We start from the raw sequence: 18,057 nt of genomic DNA, 5'->3' as shown, positions 1-18,057 counted from the left end.
CGCCACAGCTTGCAGACAACAGAAGATTCGGTGTTCTTTCGCACGCGCGCACCTTGAGACCGCTGACAGGGGAGCACGAAGGTCGATGCACGCCCTCGTCCGAGGGACGTCACCGCCGGCCGGCGCCCTGCGCGGACCGGCCCGACACCAGGAGGCCTCGTGGCACCCGTGAACGGACCCACCGTCGTCAGCCGTCGCTCCCCCGGCGAGTACGCGGGAGGAGCCCGCTCCGCCGGCGCCGTCGCGACCGCCGAACGACCCGCACCCGCACCCGCGGCCGCACCCGCCCAGCGTGCCCACGGGGCGCGGCCGGGCGACCAGACGGAGACCGCCGACGAGCTCGCCCGCCGGTGGCGCACCGACCCGCGCTGGGCCGGGGTGCGCCGGGACCACACCGCGCAGGACGTCGTCGCGCTGCGCGGCTCGGTGCGCGAGGACCACACGCTCGCCCGCCGCGGGGCCGAGCGGCTGTGGGAGCTGCTGCACTCCCAGGAGCTCGTCGCGGCGCTCGGCGCCTACACCGGGAACCAGGCCGTCCAGCAGGTCCGTGCCGGGCTGCAGGCCGTCTACCTGTCGGGGTGGCAGGTCGCAGCCGACGCGAACCTGTCGGGCCAGACCTACCCCGACCAGTCGCTCTACCCGGCGAACTCGGTCCCCGCCGTCGTGCGCCGGATCAACAACGCCCTGCTGCGCGCCGACCAGGTCGAGGTCGCGGAGGCCGCCGGGTCCCGTGGTGGTCCCGGCGGCGGGCCGTCGCGCGACTGGCTCGCACCGATCGTCGCCGACGCCGAGGCAGGCTTCGGCGGCCCGCTCAACGCCTACGAGCTCATGCACGCGATGATCGCCGCGGGTGCCGCGGGCGTGCACTGGGAGGACCAGCTCGCGTCGGAGAAGAAGTGCGGCCACCTCGGCGGCAAGGTGCTCGTCCCGACGGCGCAGCACGTGCGGACACTGGGCGCGGCGCGGCTCGCGGCCGACGTCGCCGACGTGCCGACGGTGGTCGTCGCGCGCACGGACGCGCTCGCCGCGGACCTGCTGACGTCCGACGTCGACGAGCGCGACCGGCCGTTCCTCACGGGAGAGCGCACCGCCGAGGGCTTCTACCGTGTGCGCCCCGGGTTCGACGCGGTCGTCGCGCGCGGCCTCGCGTACGCGCCCTACGCCGACCTGCTCTGGGTCGAGACCGGCACGCCCGACCTCGAGCTCGCCCGGCGCTTCGCCGAGGCCGTCCACGCCGAGCACCCGGGCAAGAAGCTCGCGTACAACTGCTCGCCGTCGTTCAACTGGCGCAAGCACCTAACCGACACGCAGATCGCGACCTTCCAGACCGAGCTCGCGGCGATGGGCTACGCGTTCCAGTTCGTGACGCTGGCCGGCTTCCACGCCGCCGCGCACTCGATGTTCGACCTCGCCCGGGGCTACCGCGACCACGGCATGAGCGCCTACGTCGAGCTGCAGCAGGCGGAGATGGCCGCCGAGGCCGACGGGTACACCGCCACCCGCCACCAGCGCGAGGTCGGCACGGGCTACTTCGACCGCGTCGCGACGGCGATCGACCCGTCCGCCGCCACGCTCGCCCTCGCCGGGTCCACCGAGACCGCCCAGTTCCACTGACCACTCCCTCCGCGAGATAGAGGGAATCCAGCGAGGTAGAGGGCAATCTCCCTCTACCTCGGCGAGATCCCTCTATCTCGCGGACCGACCGTCCGGAGAGACCATGACCACCCTCAGCACCACCCGTACGTCCACCACTGAGCCCGCGCGCACGACCCGCCACGCACCGTCGGGCAGCCTGCGCGTCACGGGGACGCTCGGCCCGCGCTACCGCGAGATCCTCACGCCCGAGGCGCTCGACTTCCTCGCCGTGCTCCACGACCGGTTCCTCGCGCGACGCCACGAGCTGCTCATGGACCGCCAGCAGCGCCGGCAGGACGTCGCGAACGGGATCGACCCGGACTTCCGCGCCGAGACGCGCCCGGTCCGCGACGACCCCTCGTGGCGCGTCGCCGGCGCGACGGGTGCGCCCGGCCTGGAGGACCGGCGCGTCGAGATCACCGGCCCGACCGACCCCAAGATGACGATCAACGCTCTCAACTCCGGCGCGAAGGTCTGGCTCGCCGACGCCGAGGACGCCTCGAGCCCGACGTGGCGCAACGTCGTGGAGGGCCAGCTGGCGCTGCACGACGCGATCCGCGGCACGCTCGTCCACACGACCGCCGAGGGCAGGGAGTACCGCCTGCGCTCCGCGACGCTCACCGACCTCCCGACGATCGTCTTTCGACCCCGCGGGTGGCACCTCGTCGAGAAGCACCTGCGCTACGTCGACCGGGCCGGGCTGGGCGTGTCCGCCTCCGCGTCGCTCGTCGACGCCGGGCTGTACCTGTTCCACAACGCGCGCGAGCTCGTCGCGCGCGGTCGCGGGCCGTACCTGTACCTGCCGAAGCTCGAGGGGTACCGCGAGGCGCGGTTGTGGGACGACGTCTTCGTCCTCGCGCAGCAGTGGCTCGGGCTGCCGCACGGCACGGTCCGCGCGACGGTGCTCATCGAGACGCTGCCTGCCGCGTTCGAGATGGAGGAGATCCTCCACGAGCTCCGTGACCACTGCGCCGGGCTCAACGCGGGCCGCTGGGACTACCTGTTCTCGGTGATCAAGTCCTTCCGCGCGCGCGGCGACCGGTACGTCCTGCCCGACCGCTCCCAGGTCACCATGACCGTGCCGTTCCTGCGCGCGTACACCGAGCTGCTCGTCGCGACGTGCCACCGGCGCGGCGCGCACGCCATCGGCGGGATGAGCGCGTTCATCCCGGACCGGCGCCGGCCCGACGTCACCGCGCGCGCCGTGGAGCAGGTGCGCGCCGACAAGCGGCGCGAGGCGAGGGACGGGTTCGACGGGACGTGGGTCGCGCACCCCGACCTGGTCGAGGTCGCCCGCGCGGAGTTCGACGCTGTGCTCGGGGACGCGCCGCACCAGGTGTCGCGGCGGCGGGACGACGTGCGCGTCGGGCAGCACGAGCTGCTCGACGTCGGGTCGGCGCGCCGGACGGGCGCGACCGTGACGGCGGCAGGCCTGCGGTCGAACGTCTCGGTGGCGGTGCGCTACGTCGAGTCGTGGCTGCGCGGCGTCGGCGCGGTGGCCCTCGACCACCTCATGGAGGACGCCGCGACCGCCGAGATCGCGCGGGCGCAGGTGTGGCAGTGGGTGGCCTCCGGGACGCGCACCGACAACGGCGTCCCGATCACGCGCGGACGCGTCGAGGCGCTGCTCGCCGAGATCGTCGACGACCTGCCCCGACCCGCGGGGAACCGCGTGGACGACGCCGCGGCGGTGTTCCGCGCCGTCGCGCTCGCCGAGGACTTCCCGACGTTCCTCACCGTCGGGGCGTACGCGCAGCTCCTCGTGGGCTCGGACGTCGACCAGCCGTAGGCCGGTGACCGCCCGCGTCCGTCCTGCCCGCACCGTCGGTAGGACGGGCGCGGGCGAGGGGCGTGCCCGTCGGCGCCCGGCCCGGCGCCCCGATCACCCCGCGCTCTCGTCGTCCGCGGGCTCCCGGGTGGAGCGGTTCGCCTCGAGGGCGCGCTCGATGTCGAGCACCATCGCGCCGGCGGCCAGGTAGTCGTCGCCCGTTCCGTGCGAGCGCTCGTGCGCCAGAGCCGTGCGCAGCGCGTGCACGGCCTCGTACGCCGGAGCTCTGTCCGCGTCGTCGCCGTCGCGGACCACGACGGCGAGCGCGCTCAGCGCCTCGCCCGCAGGGTGCCGCAAGTGCGCGCCGAGCACCTGGTTGTCGACGTCCTCGCGCTCCCCCTCGGTGAGGATCCGCACGAGGTCGGTGACGACCGACGTCGTCATGAGCAGGCGCTCGGAGCGGTTCTGCTGCCGCTGCAGCCGTTCCCGGTTCCGCCGGGCGCGGATGTTGAGCTGCTGCGCCTCGCGCGCGTGGTCGACCGCCTGGCGCGCGCCTTCGACCGCCGGTTCCACGGCCCGACGGCGCTCCTCCCACTCGTCGGCGCGTGGCGCCCGGTCGCCGTGCAGGCCGCCCGCGAGCGCCTCGAGCTGGTCGGCCAGCACGTCTCGCAACTGGTCTAGCGCGGCCTCCGACGGGCCGAGCGGCAGCGGCGGGGCGACGAGGTTCACAAGCACGCCGACGGCGGCGCCCAGCACGACGAGACCGAGGAACCCGATGATGTAGTCGGACTGGCCCTGCGCGCCCTGCGAGCCCCCGATGACGAGCACGAACAAGGCCGACGTCACCGTCCACTGGCTCATGTCGCCGAGCGTGCGCCACGACGAGAGCAGGCTCGCCGCGATCACCGTGACTGCGATCGTCAGGGTGTCGATCGGCAGCAGCCGGTCGAGCCCCGCCGCCACGCCCGCGCCGACGACGATCGCGAGCGTCGCCCGCAGCGACTGCCCGACGGACCGCGACGCCGTCGAGGAGGTGGCCACGACGGCGCCGAGCGGCGCGTAGTACCGGTACTCGGCGAACGGGTCCGGCGCGACGAGCGTCAGCAGCCACGCGGCCCACCACGCCAGGCCCGCGGCGATGCCCGTGCGCAGCGAGATCGACCACGCGGGCTGGTGCGTCGCGAAGAAGCGCCGCGCGCCCGCGGCGCGGTCGCGGACGGCGGTCCACGGGTCGGAGGAGCTGCGCAGGGTCGGCATGGCCCCATCCTGCGAAGAGTCACCGGGCCTCGCAGGCCGTGGCGGGCATGGCGTGGCACACGTCGCACGTCCTCAGCGTCGGGCGCCGCTCAGCCCCTCCCACTCGTCGTCGGTGAGCAGGCGCGACCGGATGAGGAACCGCACGCCCTCGGGCGCCTCGACGCTGAACCCGGCGCCGCGGCCCGGCACGACGTCGATCGTCAGGTGCGTGTGCTTCCAGTACTCGAACTGGGCGCGGCTCATCCACACGGGAACGGCGAACGACTGCGCCGTGTCAGCGCCACGCGCCACCCCGGTCGCCTGTGGTGCTGACACATCGGTCCCTGGTCCCGGACTGTCAGCACCACGCGCCACCCCGGTGGCCTCTCGTGCTGACACGACGAGATCGCCGAGGTGGACGTCGGCGTCGGACGTGAGGAAGTCGCCCTGCGGGTAGCACATGGGCGACGACCCGTCGCAGCAGCCGCCGGACTGGTGGAACATCAGCTCGCCGTGGATCGTGCGCAGCTTCGCGAGCAGCGTGGCAGCAGGCTCGGTGAGCGCGACCCGCGCGGGTGGCGCGCCGAGATCGGGCGAGCGGGCGTCGTCGGGCACGGGGACCTCCAACCGGGACGGACGAGAACGACGGTGCTCGCCGCCGAGCACGAGGTTGCTGCCGTGATCACGCTCAGAACGACACCAACCCCGTGCTCGGCGGGCGACCGGCCTAGAAGAAGCCCAGCTTCTGGGCCGAGTAGGACACGAGCAGGTTCTTCGTCTGCTGGTAGTGGTCGAGCATCATCTTGTGGTTCTCGCGCCCGACGCCGGAGCCCTTGTACCCGCCGAACGCGGCCGCCGCGGGGTACGCGTGGTAGCAGTTCGTCCACACGCGGCCGGCCTCGATGGTGCGGCCGGCGCGGTAGGCGGTGTTCCCGGACCGCGACCACACGCCGGCGCCGAGCCCGTAGAGGGTGTCGTTGGCGATGGTCATGGCGTCGTCGAAGTCGGTGAAGTCCGTGACCGCGACGACGGGCCCGAAGATCTCCTCCTGGAAGATCCGCATGGAGTTCTTGCCCTCGAAGATCGTGGGCTGCACGTAGTAGCCGCCCTCCAGGTCCCCGCCGAGCTCGGCCCGCGCCCCGCCCGTGAGAACCTTCGCGCCCTCGGCCTGCCCGATGTCGATGTACGACAGGATCTTCTCGAGCTGGTCGTTGGACGCCTGCGCGCCGATCATCGTCTCCGTGTCGAGCGGGTTGCCCTGCCTCACGGCGCGCGTGCGCTCGATCGCGTCGCCGAGGAACGAGTCGTAGATCGACGACTGGATCAGCGCCCGCGACGGGCACGTGCACACCTCGCCCTGGTTGAGGGCGAACATCGTGAAGCCCTCGAGCGCCTTGTCGTAGAAGTCGTCCCGGGCGTCGGCGACGTCGGAGAAGAAGATGTTCGGGCTCTTGCCGCCGAGCTCGAGCGTCACCGGGATGATGTTCTGGCTCGCGTACTGCATGATCAGGCGGCCCGTCGTCGTCTCGCCCGTGAACGCGATCTTGCGGATGCGCGGGCTGGACGCGAGCGGCTTACCCGCCTCGACGCCGAACCCGTTGACGACGTTCACGACCCCGGGCGGCAGCAGGTCGCCGATGAGGTCCATGAGCAGCAGGATCGACGCGGGCGTCTGCTCGGCCGGCTTGAGCACGACGCAGTTGCCGGCCGCGAGCGCCGGCGCGAGCTTCCAGGTGGCCATGAGGATCGGGAAGTTCCACGGGATGATCTGCCCGACGACGCCGAGCGGCTCGTGGAAGTGGTACGCGATGGTGTCGGAGTCGATCTCGGAGATCGAGCCCTCCTGCGCGCGGATCGCGCCCGCGAAGTAGCGGAAGTGGTCGATCGCGAGCGGGATGTCCGCGGCGAGGGTCTCGCGGACGGGCTTGCCGTTCTCCCACGACTCGGCGACCGCGATCTTCTCGAGGTTCGCCTCCATGCGGTCGGCGATCTTGTTGAGGACGTTCGCGCGCTCGCTCACGGACGTGCGTCCCCACGACCGGGCGGCGCCGTGCGCGGCGTCGAGGGCGCGCTCGACGTCGTCGGCGTTGCCGCGCGCGACCTCGGTGAAGGGGCGGCCCGTGACGGGGCTCGGGTTCTCGAAGTACTGGCCGCTCGACGGCGCGACGTACTCGCCACCGATCCAGTGGTCGTACCGGGACCGGTACTCGACGATCGCGCCGTCGGTCCCCGGGGCTGCGTAGACGGTCATGCGGTCTGCCTCCTCGCAGTGCTCGCTCGTCGCGCCCGCGCGGTCGGGGTGCCCGACGGCGGTGCGCGGCCCGGCGCGTCGTCGCGCCGTGGTGGTGACGGTAGGCGGCCCAGGGTTGCAGGAGCGTTGCAGCAGCGGTGCAGCGCCGAGCACGGGGTTGCTCGCACCCGCGCACGACGTCGGTGCCGTGATGGGCGCCGTCGCGACATCAACCTCGTGCTCGGCGAGGGTGGCGGCTCGCTCAGCGCAGGAAGGTGTCGAGCACGGCGAGGTGCGCCCTGGCGCGGGCGCGCAGCGGGCTGCCGTCGTCGGCGAGGACGGCGAGGCGGGACCACGCGGCGTGGTCGTCGGCGCCGTCGTCGGTGCGGGTCCAGGCGTCGAGGACGGCCGTGTCGTCGCTCGCGTGGGCGGCGGCGCGCACCTCGGCGGCGAGCTCGACGCGCAGGCGCTCGACCCCCGGCGCGACGGACCGCGCGAGCAGCGGTCCGCCGTAGGCCGCGAGCGCGGCCCGGACGTCGCCCGCGGCGAGGCGGTCGCGCACCACGTCGACGTCGGTGCGCACCGGCCGTGCGAGCCGGTACGGGCGCGACCCCGCGAGCAGCGGACCGGCGACGCGACGCAGGCGGGATACCTCGGCGCGCACGGTGACGTCGGACAGGTCGCCGGGGTGCAGGAGCACGGCGAGCTCGTCGGCGGACAGGCCGCCCGGGTGCTCGGCGAGCAGGGCCAGGATCTCGGCGTGCCGCAGCGAGAGGCGCTGCTCGCGGTCGGGCAGGACGAGCGCCGGGATGCCGAGGAGTCGCACCGCGGGGACGAGGTGGTACCCGTCGCGCTCCGGTCCGGCCGGCGTCCGCGCTGCGAGCTCGCGCTCGAGCGTCGCCACGGTCGCGCGGACGAGGGACAGCACGACGTGCGACGCGGCGGCGCGCCCGCCCGTCACGTCGAGCACGCCGACGACCCGGCCGTCCGGTCCCCGGACGGGCGCGGCGGCGCAGTTGAGGTCCTGGACGGGCCGGGAGAAGTGCTCGGCCCCGAGGACCTGCACGGGACGTCGCGCCGCGAGCGCCGTGCCGGGGGCGTTGGTGCCGACCCGCTCCTCGCGCCAGACGGTGCCCTCGACGAACCCGACGCGCTCCACCGCGCCGCGGGTGCGCACGCTGCCCTCGACCCACAGGAGCCGGCCCACGTCGTCGGAGACCGCGACGACGAGCCCGTCGTCGCGCGCGCCGTCGACGACGAGCTCGCGCACGACGGGCATCAGCGCCGCGAGCGGGTGGGCCGCGCGGTACGTTGCGAGCTCGGCTCCGGCGAGGCCCTCTCCCGGACGCGGCGTGTCCGGGTCCACGCCGGAGCGCAGGCTGCGGCGCCACGACGCGGCGACGAGCGGGTCGACGCCGGGCAGGAGGGCGCCCGTGCCGAGGAAGGTGTCGTAGGCGGTGCGCACCGACCGGGGGTCGCGGCGTGCCGGGCCACCGGGTGGCGCGGTCCGCTCCGCCATGCTCACCTCCGACGTCGGCGTCCGGGTGCTGCCGCCAGTGTAGGCGGCACCGCGACCCCCGTCACACCGCGCCGTCGGGCTCCTCCGTGCGTCGCACGCCGACGGCGAAGACCCCGCCTCCGAGCGCGGCGCCGTCGAGCACCGTCGGGGCGCTCAGCCCGGGGACCGTGAGCGACCGGACGACGCCGGTCACGACGCGCTCGTCGGCCTGCCCGCCCGGCGTCTCGTACACGAGCCAGACCCTCCCGCCGCGACGCAGGCCCCCGGCCAGAGCGGCGCACGCGGTGCGCGCGTCCCCGGTCCAGAACAGGTTGACGTTCACGGCGACGACGACGTCGAAGGCCGCCTCGCCGTCGAGCACCCCGCCGAGGTCCTCGACCGTGCCCTCCCGCACGGCGAGGCGCCCGTCGGCCACCGCGCCGGCGTTGCGACGGGTCGCCCGCTCGACCGCGACGGACGACCGGTCGACCGCCATGTACCGCAGCCCCGGGTGCCGGGAGAGCAGGAGCTCGGCCAGGACGCCCGGACCGCAGCCGAGCTCGAGCACGCGCTCGTCACCGCCGAGGTCAAGCAGGTCGGCGGCCCGGCGCAGCCGTGCGGGGACGGTGGGGCTCACGGCGTCAGTGTGCGCACCCGCGCGGCGGACCGCACCCGGGCCCCGGGAGGGGGCCGACGAGTGGCGCGTAACACTGTCTCAGGATGCGCGATGCGCTTCTCGTCACGTGGACGGTCGACCTAGCCTGGGCGGTCGGACCGACGACCACGGAGGAAGCCCATGCCCGCACCGCTCGACACCACCGAGAAGATCACGCAGTACGCCCACCCGGACCGTCTCGTGAGCACGGCGTGGCTCGCGGAGCACCTCGGCGAGCCGGGCGTCGTCGTCGTCGAGTCCGACGAGGACGTGCTGCTCTACGAGACCGGCCACATCCCCGGCGCCGTGAAGATCGACTGGCACACCGACCTCAACGACCCCGACACGCGCGACTACGTCGACGGCACGGCGTTCGCCGAGCTGCTCGGATCCAAGGGCATCGGCCGCGACACGACCATCGTGGTCTACGGCGACAAGAACAACTGGTGGGCCGCGTACGCCGCGTGGGTCTTCACGCTCTTCGGCCACGAGGACGTGCGCCTGCTCGACGGCGGTCGCGGGAAGTGGATCGCCGAGGGCCGCGAGACGACGACGGACGTCCCGGCGCCCGAGCCGGTCGAGTACCCCGTGGTCGAGCGGGACGACGTGACGATCCGCGCGTTCAAGGAGGACGTCCTCGCGCACATCGGCAACGGGCCGCTCGTCGACATCCGCTCCCCGCAGGAGTACACGGGCGAGCGCCTGCACATCCCGGACTACCCGGAGGAGGGCGTGCTGCGCGGTGGGCACATCCCGACGGCGCGCAACGTCCCGTGGGCGACGGCGGTCGCCGAGGACGGCACGTACAAGTCGCGCGCCGAGCTCGAGGCGATCTACCAGGAGGGCGGTCTCGGCCTGCGCGCCGACGACGAGGTCGTCACGTACTGCCGCATCGGCGAGCGCTCGAGCCACACGTGGTTCGCGCTGACGTACCTGCTCGGCTTCGACACCGTCCGCAACTACGACGGCTCGTGGACCGAGTGGGGCAACGCCGTGCGCGTCCCGATCGTCAAGGGCGACCAGCCGGGCGAGGCGCCCGCCTCGCTCAACTGAGCCGTCGCGCGACCGAGACTCTCCGCCCCTCCCCTGCCGACGGCGCGGGCCGGCTCCCGCTGGGACCGGCCCCGCGCCGTCGGCGTCCCGCACGCTGAACCGCCGCCCCGGCCCGCACGACGAGGTGCGAGGATCAGGACCATGAGCGACTCCACGCCCGACGCCGCACTGCCCGCGACGCTCGCAGAGATCCGCGAGGACTTCCTCGCCCTGCCCGAGCGCGAGCGCCTGCAGCTGCTGCTGGAGTTCGCGAACGAGCTGCCGGACCTGCCGGAGCGCTACGCGAGCGCGCCCGGGATGCTCGAGCGGATCGAGGAGTGCCAGTCCCCCGTGCGCGCGTTCGCCGAGGTGGACGACGACGAGGTCGTGCACTTCTACGCGACCGCTCCGGCGGAGGCACCGACGACGCGCGGGTTCGCCTCGATCCTCGCCCAAGGCCTGTCCGGGCTCACCGCGCAGCAGGTGCTCGACGTCCCCGACGACTTCCCGATGACGATCGGGCTCACGCGCGCCGTCAGCCCCCTGCGGCTCGGCGGGATGAGCGGCATGCTCACGCGCGCGAAGCGCCAGGTGCGCGAGCAGGTCGCGGCCCGCGCCTGAGTCAGGCCCGCAGCGCGAGCCGGCGCGCGAGCACCGCGCACACCATGAGCTGGAGCTGGTGGAACACGATCACCGGCACGGCGACGACCCCCGCGACGGCCACGGGGAGCAGCACGCTCGCCATCGGCAGGCCCGTCGCGAGCGACTTCTTCGACCCGCACATGAGGAGGGCGACGCGGTCCTCGTGCGGCAGCCGCAGCGCGGCGCCGCCCCACCACGTCGCGGCGAGCATCACGGCGAGCATCACCGCGCTGACGCCCAGCACCGCGACGACCGCCCACCCGGACACGCTCGCCCACACGCCCGCCGACGACGCCGCGGCCACCGCGCCGAACACGACGACGAGGATCGTGCCGCGGTCGACGCCGAGCGTCAGCCAGCGTCGTGCGCGCACCCAGCCGCCGACCCACGGCTGGAGCAGCTGCCCCACGACGAACGGCACGAGGAGCTGGAGCAGGACGGTGCGCAGCCCGCCGAGCCCGCCCACGACCTCGCCCGCGTCCCCGGGCGCCGCGCCCGCGGCGTCGGACAGGAGCCACAGCACGAGCAGCGGCGTGACGAGCATGCCGAGGACGTTCGACACCGTCGCGCCGCAGATCGCGCCCGCGACGTTGCCGCGCGCCACTGAGGTGAACGCGACCGACGACTGCACCGTGGACGGCAGCACGGACAGGAAGAGCACGCCCGCGGCGAGCCCGGCGCCGACCAGCGGCGCGACGGCCCAGGCCACGAGGAACCCGAGCAGCGGGAAGACGACGTACGTCGACGCGAGGATCGCGCCCTGGAGCCGGACGTTGCGCAGCCCCGCCCACACCTCCCGCGTCGACAGGCGCATGCCGTAGACGAGGAAGAGCACGGTCACGGCGAGGTCGGCGACGACCTCGACGACGCGCTGCGCCCCGGCCGGCACCGGCGCCAGCAGGCCGAGCACCAGCACCGCGAACAGGGTCACCACGAAGGGGTCGACCCACCGGGCCAGCACAGCGCGCACGACGCCCGAGTCTAGGACGACCGCCGCCGGGCGCCGCCGCGCCCACCGTCGTGCGCGCTAGAGACCGGCGTCAGAAGTCGAAGAGGTCCTCCAGCCAGGACTCCCTCTTCTTGCGCTTGCGGTAGCGCGGGTCGTAGCCGGGACGGTCGTCGTACCGGCGGTCGCCCTCGTAGCGGCGATCGCCCTCGTACCGGCGGTCGTCGTAGCGGCGGTCGTCGTACCGGCGGTCGTCACGCGGGGCCCCGTAACCGGCCGGGGTGCCGTAGTCGGCGGCCGCGGCCGGCGGGTACGCCGTCGGCGCAGGACCGGGCGCCGGGGTGGGCGTCGGCGCAGGCGCGGGACGCGCCGCCTCCGGCGCGTCCGCCTCCTGGGACCGGTCGATGATCTTGTCGAGCTCGCCACGGTCCAGCCACACCCCCCGGCACGTGGGGCAGTAGTCGATCTCGACACCCTTGCGCTCGGTCATGACGAGCACGGTCTGGTCGGTCGGGCAGAGCATGGATCCTCCAGCGATCGGTCCTGGTTCCCCAACGTGCCACGCGGCGCGGGGGTTCCCCGCGGCGACGCGCGGTCAGGTCCGCTCGGCCTCGACCCGGCCCCGCATCTCGCCGAAGCGGTGGACGTCCTCGTCGAGCGCGGCCAGCGCATCGGCGACCTGGGGCAGGAAGTCCGCGCCGGCGAGGAACCACTCGGCCCCGGCGAGGTACCGGGCGGCCGCCGCGTCGTCGTGCAGCGCGATCGCGAGGTCGGCCCGCAGCACGAGGGCGCGGAACCGCACGCGCTCCGAGACGCTGCGGGTGCGCACGCCCTCGGCCGCGAACGCGGCGTCCAGGACCCGCGCGGCGCCGGCGGTGTCACCGGCGGCGCGCAGGATGCGCGCGTGCTCGACGGCGTGCGCCAGGTCAGGGGGCTGCTCGACGCGGCGCCGGGGCAGGCCGGGTACGGCCACCCGTCCTCTCGCCATTGCGACCTCCCAGCAGCCCCCGATGCTCGCGGGCTCACCCTATCCCCGGTCGGGCACCCCCGGGGACGAGCCGGTGCATCTCGAGCGGGCGGGCGCCACGGTCCTCCACGGCGCCCGCCCGAGCGGCGTCCAGCAGGTCAGCGCTGGACGCGCGCGCTGCCTCCGGAAGCGAGCTTGCGGACCTCGGCGAGCGACGCCGTCGACGTGTCGCCCGGCGTCGTCATCGCCAGCGCGCCGTGCGCGGCGCCGTACTCGACCGCCTCCTGGACGGACCCGAGCTCCATGAGCCCGTACGCGAGCCCGGAGGCGAACGAGTCGCCGCCGCCGACGCGGTCGAGGATCTCGAGACCAGGGCGGTGCGTCGCCTCGGCGAAGCCCTGCACGCGCGACCAGGCGATGGCGCCCCAGTCGTTGACCGTCGCGGTCTGCACGCCGCGCAGCGTCGTCGCGATCACCTGGAAGTTCGGGTACTCCTCGGCGGCGCGGGCGATCATCGCCCGGAACGCACCGGTGTCGAGGTCGGTGAGGTTCTCGTCCACGCCCTCGACCTCGAAGCCGAGCGAGGCCGTGAAGTCCTCCTCGTTGCCGATCATCACGTCGACGTAGCGCGCGAGGCGACGGTTGACCTCCTGGGCGCGCTCGACGCCGCCGATGCCCTGCCACAGCGACGGGCGGTAGTTGAGGTCGTAGGACACGATCGTGCCGTGCCGGCGCGCGGCGGCCATCGCCGCCTCGGCGACGTCGGCGCTCGACTCCGAGAGCGCGGCGAAGATGCCGCCCGTGTGGAACCAGCGCACACCGCGCCCGAACAGCGCGTCCCAGTCGACGTCGTCGGGCCGCAGCTGCGAGATCGCGGTGTTGCCGCGGTCGGAGACGCCGACCGCCCCCCGCACGCCGAAGCCGCGCTCGGTGAAGTTCAGCCCGTTGCGCACGGTGCGGCCGATGCCGTCGTAGGAGCGCCACACGACGTGGCTCGTGTCGAGACCGCCGGTAAGCATGAGGTCCTCGACGAGGCGGCCGACCTCGTTGTCCGCGAGCGCCGTGACGACGGCGCCGCGCAGGCCGAAGCAGCGGCGCAGGCCGCGCGCGACGTTGTACTCGCCGCCACCCTCCCACGCGTCGAAGCTGCGGGCGGTCTTGATGCGCCGCTCGCCCGGGTCGAGACGGAGCATGACCTCGCCGAGGGCGACGACGTCGTAGGCGCACTCGCCGGCGGGACGGACCTCGAGAGGCGGGGTGGTCGTGGTGGTCCTCGTGCTGTCGGCCATGGTCAGGCTCCTTCGGTGACGGCGGTGGACGACGCGGCGAGCTCGACGGCCTCGCGCGTACGGCGGGTCATCTCGGCGCGGTCGCCGGCGCGCACGAGGGCGCGGTCGACCATCCAGGAGCCGCCGGCGGCCAGGACCGACGGCAGCGCGAGGTATTCGCCGAGGTTGGCGGCGCTCACGCCGCCGGTGGGGACGAAGCGGAGGCCGGGGAACGGCGCGGAGAACGCCTTGATGGCGGCCGGGCCCCCGACGACGTTCGCGGGGAACAGCTTGACCGCGTCCAGGCCGAGGTCGAGCGCGGCGATGATGTCGGACGGCGTGGCGACACCCGGGAGGATCGGCACCCCCCGCTCCTGCGCGCGGCGCACCACGTCCGCCGAGAGACCGGGCGACACGAGGAAGCGTGCACCGGCCTCGACGGCCTCGTCGACCTGCGCGGGCGTCACGACGGTCCCCGCGCCGACGAGCACGTCGGGCAGCTCGCGCGCGATGGCCGCGATCGCCGCGCCGGCCCCGGCGGTCCGGAACGTGACCTCGGCGACGGGCAGGCCGCCGTCGCGCAGGGCCCCCGCGACCTCGAGCCCTTCACGCGCGTCGTCGACCACGACGACGGGCACGACGCGCGCGCGACCGATCTCCTCCAGGACGGTGGTGTCGGATGACATCCTCGCTCCGTTTCGTTATGGTGAACGCCGGTTGTTCACTGCGGAACGCACTCTAGAGGAGGCAGCGCCGATGGCCCAAGCCGAACCCGCGCCACCGAGCCCGCTCGGCAGCGTCGACAAGGCGCTCGCCGCGCTGGAGGCCCTCGCGGCGGCCGGCCCCGCGGGCCAGCCCCTCGGCGAGCTCGCGCACCACCTCGGCCAGCACAAGGCGTCCCTGCACCGCACGCTCGCCGCGCTGCGCCACCGCGGCTACGCCGAGCAGGACGAGACGACGGGGCGCTACCGGCTCGGGTCCGCCGCCACCGCGCTCGCCACCGTCTACCTCGGCGAGGAGAACCTGCCCGCGCTCCTGCACCCCGCGCTCGTGGCCGTCTGCCAGGCCACCGACGAGCTCGTCCACCTCGGGGCGCTCGCGGGCACGGAGATCGTCTACCTCGACAAGGTGGAGCCGGCGCGCACGGTGCGGGTGTGGTCGGCCGTGGGGCGCCGTCGGCCCGCCGCGACCACCGCGCTGGGCCGCGCGCTGCTCGCGCACCGGGACCTCGACGACGCGCGCCTGGCCTGGTACGCCGACGCCGCACCCGCCGACGTCACGACGACCGCCCTGCGCGAGGTCTGCGACCGCACGCGCGAGCACGGCTTCGCGCACGAGACCGAGGAGAACGAGCCGGGCATCAGCTGCGTCGCGATCCCCGTGCTCGACGGCGGGCGCCCGGTCGCGGCGATCAGCGTGACCGTGCCCGTGGAACGCCTCGGGGCGTGGCGGCGCCACGAGATCGAGGACGAGCTCGCCCGCGTGGTCCCGCCGCTGCTCCCCGCGTCCCTCGCCGTGCCGGCCGCCGTCACCGCCGCCGTCACCGCCCGCACGACCCCTCGGACGGCGACCCGGCCCCCGCTGTGAGAGAGTTCAACCGCACTCCGACCGGCAGCACGGAAAGGCCCGCGATGACCGTCCTCGTGGCGTACAACGACTCACCGCAGGGCGAGACCGCGCTGCACGCCGCGATCGCCGAGGCGCAGCGCCGCGGCACGTCGCTCGCGGTGCTGGTGCTCACCCCGCAGGACCCTGCCGCGGGCGTGCCGGCCGGGCTGGCGCACCAGCTCGACGCGCTGACGGGCGACCTCGAGCGCCCCGAGGTCACGTACCGCCCCGAGCACGTGGACCCGGCGGACGCGATCGTCGACGAGGCCGAGCGCCTGCACCCCGAGCTCGTCGTCATCGGCGCGCGCAAGCGCTCGCCCGTCGGCAAGTTCCTGCTCGGCAGCACGACCCAGCGCGTGCTCCTCGACTCGCCGTCCCCCGTCCTGGTGGTCAAGGCCCGGCACTGAGGACCGACGCCGGGTCCGCGCGCGGTCAGCCGGCGCGGACCTCCAGGCGGTTGTGCCACGGGTCCGAGAAGCGCAGCACCGCGCCGTCGTCCTGCACACCGACCCCCGCCCGCGCGAGCCGCTCACCGAGCGCCCCGACGTCGTCGGCGCCCGGCACGGTGATCGCGACCGCGCCCAGCCCGAGCGACGACGCACGCGGGCCGGCACCTCGGCTGTTCCACGTGTTCATCGCCATGTGGTGGTGGTAGCCGCCCGCGGAGACGAACAGCGCGCCCGGCACGGCCGCCGTCTCCTCGAAGCCCAGCGCGTCGACGTAGAACGCGCGTGCGGCGGGGACGTCACCGACCTGCAGGTGCACGTGCCCGACGACGGCCCCGCCCGGACCGCCCGGCGCCGCGGCCGCCCGCTCCCCCGCCTCGGCCCGCGGGGCGGCGAGCAGGTCGCGCGACGCGTCGGTGAGGTGCTCGTCGAGGAACGCGTTCGGGTCGAGGTGGATCGTGTCCATCCGCACCCCGCTCTCGTCCCAGGCCCACGTCTCGCGGGGACGGTCGGCGTAGAGCTCGACGCCGTTGCCCTCGGGGTCGGTGAAGTAGAACGCCTGCGACACGAGGTGGTCGGCGCTGCCGACGAACGTGCTCGGCGCCGTCGTCGCCACGGACGCGAGCGCGTGGGCGAGGCCCGGCTCGTCGTCGAAGAGGACGGCGGTGTGGAACAGGCCGGCCTCGCGCCGCCCGGGGACGGGCAGGTCGGGCGTGCGGTGCAGGACGACGAGCGGTGTCCGGCCCCGCCCGAGCACGACGGTCTCGGCGCGGCGCGCTCCGGCCGGCAGGGAGAGCCCTTCCGGGGTCGGGAGCACGACGAGCGACAACGCGTCGCGGTAGTAGCGCGTCATGAGGTCGAGGTCGCGCACGTGGAGCGTGACCGCGTCCATGCGTGTGGCCGCCGCGAGCAGGTCGTCGGCGGGACGGCGGGCGCCGGGGCGGACGGCCCCTCGGGCCGCCGGAGCGGGGTCGGTGGGCGAGCTCATGGACGGTCCTCCCGTTCCGGCCGCCCGGCGGGCGGAGATGATGGTTGCCAATTCAACCATCTCCGCCCGCCGGTCATTCCGCGGCGTCGCCTCAGCGGGTGCGGCGACGGCGCTCAGGCACGGGCCTCGCTCGGGACCGCAGCGCGCAGCCCCTCGACGAGCGGGGTCGTCGGGCGCCCGAGCAGGCGGGCCAGGTCGCCCGACGCCTCGGACAGCAGGCCGTCGCGGATGTTGCCGTCGAGCGCGACGACGAACCCGGCCGTCCCCTCGTCAAGGCCGGCGCCGACGAGCAGCTCGCGGTGCTGCTCGGGCGTCACGCGCCGGTAGGCCACCGGGCGACCGAGGACCTCGGCGGCAGCCGCGGCCAGGTCGTCGTAGGACCACGCGACGTCGCCCCCGAGCTCGTGGACCGCGCCGTCGTGCGAGCCGTCACGCAGGGCGTCGACCGCGACGACGGCCGCCGCCTCGGCGAAGTCGGCGCGGCTCGCGCTCGCGACACGGCCGTCGCCGACGCTCGCGACGATCTCGCCCGTCTCGCGGGCCCGCTCGACGTCCGCGACGTAGTTCTCGGTGTACCAGTTGTTGCGCAGGACGGTCGTCGACAGCCCGGACGCGGCGAGCAGCTCCTCGGTCGCCTTGTGCTCCGGCGCGAGGACGAGCGCCGAGGTCGTCGCGCGCGGCGCGCTCGTGTAGACGACGCGCGCGACGCCGGCAGCGCGCGCCGCCTCGACGACGTTGCCGTGCTGCTCGACGCGGCGGCCCACCTCGGAGCCGGACACGAGCACGAGCACGCCGACCCCGGCGAGCGCGTCGCGCAGCGTCTCGGGCCGGTCGTAGTCGGCCTCGCGCACGACGACGCCGCGCCCGGCCAGGTCGGCCACCGCCGACGTGGTGCGGACTGCAGCGACGACGTCGCCCGGGGCGACGTCGCGGGCGAGGAGGGACTCGACGACGAGGCGGCCGAGGTGGCCGCTGGCTCCGGTGACGGCGATGGTCATGGACTGCTCCTTCAGGACGGGTGGTGAGGCACGGCACGCGCCGTGCCGACGGGCGCCGCGCGGCGCCCGTCTCCGAGCATGCGCTTACTTTTCCACAGTGCCAACCGAATGGCGGTGCGACCTGTATCACAGTGCTTCGC

At 74.5% G+C, this 18,057-nt stretch carries 18 protein-coding genes; 6 read left to right on the top strand and 12 right to left on the bottom strand.

The annotated features are described in order from the left end of the window. The first annotated feature begins 159 nt into the window (after positions 1-159). Positions 160-1,614: an isocitrate lyase gene (gene aceA, locus ACFTZA_RS13315; RefSeq protein WP_378195511.1), complete on the top strand. Its 1,455-nt coding sequence runs from the start codon at positions 160-162 to the stop codon at positions 1,612-1,614. Between the two features lie 103 nt (positions 1,615-1,717). Next, positions 1,718-3,424 (top strand): malate synthase A, encoded by a 1,707-nt coding sequence (gene aceB, locus ACFTZA_RS13310; protein WP_378195508.1) that lies wholly within the window; start codon positions 1,718-1,720, stop codon positions 3,422-3,424. A gap of 93 nt (positions 3,425-3,517) precedes the next feature. Here the strand turns inward: aceB and ACFTZA_RS13305 are convergent, their stop codons facing one another. From ACFTZA_RS13305 to ACFTZA_RS13285, 5 genes are all read right to left on the bottom strand, one after another. Continuing rightward, entirely contained in the window at positions 3,518-4,660 is a 1,143-nt protein-coding gene (locus ACFTZA_RS13305) for a hypothetical protein (protein WP_378195504.1), read from the bottom strand. 72 nt (positions 4,661-4,732) lie between these two features. After that, entirely contained in the window at positions 4,733-5,254 is a 522-nt protein-coding gene (locus ACFTZA_RS13300) for a DUF779 domain-containing protein (protein ID WP_378195501.1), read from the bottom strand. Between the two features lie 112 nt (positions 5,255-5,366). Continuing rightward, positions 5,367-6,890, bottom strand: a complete 1,524-nt coding sequence (gene adh / locus ACFTZA_RS13295) for an aldehyde dehydrogenase (RefSeq protein ID WP_378195498.1) — start codon at positions 6,888-6,890, stop codon at positions 5,367-5,369. A gap of 241 nt (positions 6,891-7,131) precedes the next feature. Next, on the bottom strand, positions 7,132-8,388 hold the full coding sequence (locus ACFTZA_RS13290) for a GAF domain-containing protein (RefSeq protein ID WP_378195495.1): 1,257 nt from the start codon (positions 8,386-8,388) through the stop codon (positions 7,132-7,134). A gap of 61 nt (positions 8,389-8,449) precedes the next feature. After that, positions 8,450-9,004: a class I SAM-dependent methyltransferase gene (locus tag ACFTZA_RS13285; protein WP_378195492.1), complete on the bottom strand. Its 555-nt coding sequence runs from the start codon at positions 9,002-9,004 to the stop codon at positions 8,450-8,452. Positions 9,005-9,163: 159 nt separating this feature from the next. Here ACFTZA_RS13285 and ACFTZA_RS13280 point away from each other — a divergent pair, with 159 nt between their 5' ends. Together ACFTZA_RS13280 and ACFTZA_RS13275 are read left to right on the top strand one after the other, a co-directional pair. Further along, positions 9,164-10,075 (top strand): sulfurtransferase, encoded by a 912-nt coding sequence (locus tag ACFTZA_RS13280; RefSeq protein WP_378195490.1) that lies wholly within the window; start codon positions 9,164-9,166, stop codon positions 10,073-10,075. A gap of 141 nt (positions 10,076-10,216) precedes the next feature. Beyond that, positions 10,217-10,675 (top strand): SufE family protein, encoded by a 459-nt coding sequence (locus ACFTZA_RS13275; protein WP_378195487.1) that lies wholly within the window; start codon positions 10,217-10,219, stop codon positions 10,673-10,675. A gap of 1 nt (position 10,676) precedes the next feature. Here the strand turns inward: ACFTZA_RS13275 and ACFTZA_RS13270 are convergent, their stop codons facing one another. The 5 genes from ACFTZA_RS13270 to eda form a co-directional block, all read right to left on the bottom strand. Further along, entirely contained in the window at positions 10,677-11,666 is a 990-nt protein-coding gene (locus ACFTZA_RS13270) for a bile acid:sodium symporter family protein (protein WP_378195484.1), read from the bottom strand. Between the two features lie 70 nt (positions 11,667-11,736). Beyond that, positions 11,737-12,165: a zf-TFIIB domain-containing protein gene (locus ACFTZA_RS13265; protein ID WP_378195481.1), complete on the bottom strand. Its 429-nt coding sequence runs from the start codon at positions 12,163-12,165 to the stop codon at positions 11,737-11,739. Between the two features lie 72 nt (positions 12,166-12,237). After that, a complete protein-coding gene (locus tag ACFTZA_RS13260) occupies positions 12,238-12,630 on the bottom strand; it encodes a hypothetical protein (protein ID WP_378195478.1) in 393 nt (130 codons plus the stop codon). 137 nt (positions 12,631-12,767) lie between these two features. Then, positions 12,768-13,898 carry a PfkB family carbohydrate kinase gene (locus tag ACFTZA_RS13255; RefSeq protein WP_378195475.1) on the bottom strand — a complete coding sequence of 377 codons (1,131 nt, stop codon included), beginning with the start codon at positions 13,896-13,898 and terminating at the stop codon, positions 12,768-12,770. Positions 13,899-13,900: 2 nt separating this feature from the next. Then, positions 13,901-14,563: a bifunctional 4-hydroxy-2-oxoglutarate aldolase/2-dehydro-3-deoxy-phosphogluconate aldolase gene (eda, locus tag ACFTZA_RS13250; RefSeq protein ID WP_378195472.1), complete on the bottom strand. Its 663-nt coding sequence runs from the start codon at positions 14,561-14,563 to the stop codon at positions 13,901-13,903. A gap of 70 nt (positions 14,564-14,633) precedes the next feature. Here eda and ACFTZA_RS13245 point away from each other — a divergent pair, with 70 nt between their 5' ends. Further along, positions 14,634-15,464 carry an IclR family transcriptional regulator gene (locus tag ACFTZA_RS13245; protein ID WP_378195469.1) on the top strand — a complete coding sequence of 277 codons (831 nt, stop codon included), beginning with the start codon at positions 14,634-14,636 and terminating at the stop codon, positions 15,462-15,464. 44 nt (positions 15,465-15,508) lie between these two features. Next, the gene (locus ACFTZA_RS13240; protein ID WP_378195466.1) at positions 15,509-15,892 is read left to right on the top strand and encodes a universal stress protein; all 384 of its coding nucleotides are present in this window, start codon (positions 15,509-15,511) and stop codon (positions 15,890-15,892) included. Positions 15,893-15,917: 25 nt separating this feature from the next. Here the strand turns inward: ACFTZA_RS13240 and ACFTZA_RS13235 are convergent, their stop codons facing one another. Both ACFTZA_RS13235 and ACFTZA_RS13230 read right to left on the bottom strand, forming a co-directional pair. Further along, positions 15,918-16,919, bottom strand: a complete 1,002-nt coding sequence (locus ACFTZA_RS13235; RefSeq protein WP_378195463.1) for a VOC family protein — start codon at positions 16,917-16,919, stop codon at positions 15,918-15,920. Between the two features lie 113 nt (positions 16,920-17,032). Continuing rightward, positions 17,033-17,917 (bottom strand): NAD(P)H-binding protein, encoded by an 885-nt coding sequence (locus ACFTZA_RS13230; protein WP_378195460.1) that lies wholly within the window; start codon positions 17,915-17,917, stop codon positions 17,033-17,035. Between the last annotated feature and the right edge of the window lie 140 nt (positions 17,918-18,057).

This window comes from Cellulosimicrobium sp. NPDC057127, assembly GCF_042670945.1.
Lineage (GTDB): Bacteria > Actinomycetota > Actinomycetes > Actinomycetales > Cellulomonadaceae > Cellulosimicrobium.
This window is presented reverse-complemented; position numbering and strand designations above follow the sequence as displayed.

What these genes read in the sequence shown, in the direction of transcription:
- adh (WP_378195498.1), bottom strand. Translation starts at nt 6,890, where the DNA reads ATGACCGTCTACGCAGCCCCGGGGACCGACGGCGCGATCGTCGAGTAC.
- ACFTZA_RS13305 (WP_378195504.1), bottom strand. Translation starts at nt 4,660, where the DNA reads ATGCCGACCCTGCGCAGCTCCTCCGACCCGTGGACCGCCGTCCGCGAC.
- ACFTZA_RS13255 (WP_378195475.1), bottom strand. Translation starts at nt 13,898, where the DNA reads ATGGCCGACAGCACGAGGACCACCACGACCACCCCGCCTCTCGAGGTC.
- ACFTZA_RS13260 (WP_378195478.1), bottom strand. Translation starts at nt 12,630, where the DNA reads ATGGCGAGAGGACGGGTGGCCGTACCCGGCCTGCCCCGGCGCCGCGTC.
- ACFTZA_RS13230 (WP_378195460.1), bottom strand. Translation starts at nt 17,917, where the DNA reads ATGACCATCGCCGTCACCGGAGCCAGCGGCCACCTCGGCCGCCTCGTC.
- ACFTZA_RS13290 (WP_378195495.1), bottom strand. Translation starts at nt 8,388, where the DNA reads ATGGCGGAGCGGACCGCGCCACCCGGTGGCCCGGCACGCCGCGACCCC.
- eda (WP_378195472.1), bottom strand. Translation starts at nt 14,563, where the DNA reads ATGTCATCCGACACCACCGTCCTGGAGGAGATCGGTCGCGCGCGCGTC.
- ACFTZA_RS13275 (WP_378195487.1), top strand. Translation starts at nt 10,217, where the DNA reads ATGAGCGACTCCACGCCCGACGCCGCACTGCCCGCGACGCTCGCAGAG.
- ACFTZA_RS13240 (WP_378195466.1), top strand. Translation starts at nt 15,509, where the DNA reads ATGACCGTCCTCGTGGCGTACAACGACTCACCGCAGGGCGAGACCGCG.
- ACFTZA_RS13265 (WP_378195481.1), bottom strand. Translation starts at nt 12,165, where the DNA reads ATGCTCTGCCCGACCGACCAGACCGTGCTCGTCATGACCGAGCGCAAG.
- ACFTZA_RS13235 (WP_378195463.1), bottom strand. Translation starts at nt 16,919, where the DNA reads ATGAGCTCGCCCACCGACCCCGCTCCGGCGGCCCGAGGGGCCGTCCGC.
- ACFTZA_RS13245 (WP_378195469.1), top strand. Translation starts at nt 14,634, where the DNA reads ATGGCCCAAGCCGAACCCGCGCCACCGAGCCCGCTCGGCAGCGTCGAC.
- aceB (WP_378195508.1), top strand. Translation starts at nt 1,718, where the DNA reads ATGACCACCCTCAGCACCACCCGTACGTCCACCACTGAGCCCGCGCGC.
- ACFTZA_RS13280 (WP_378195490.1), top strand. Translation starts at nt 9,164, where the DNA reads ATGCCCGCACCGCTCGACACCACCGAGAAGATCACGCAGTACGCCCAC.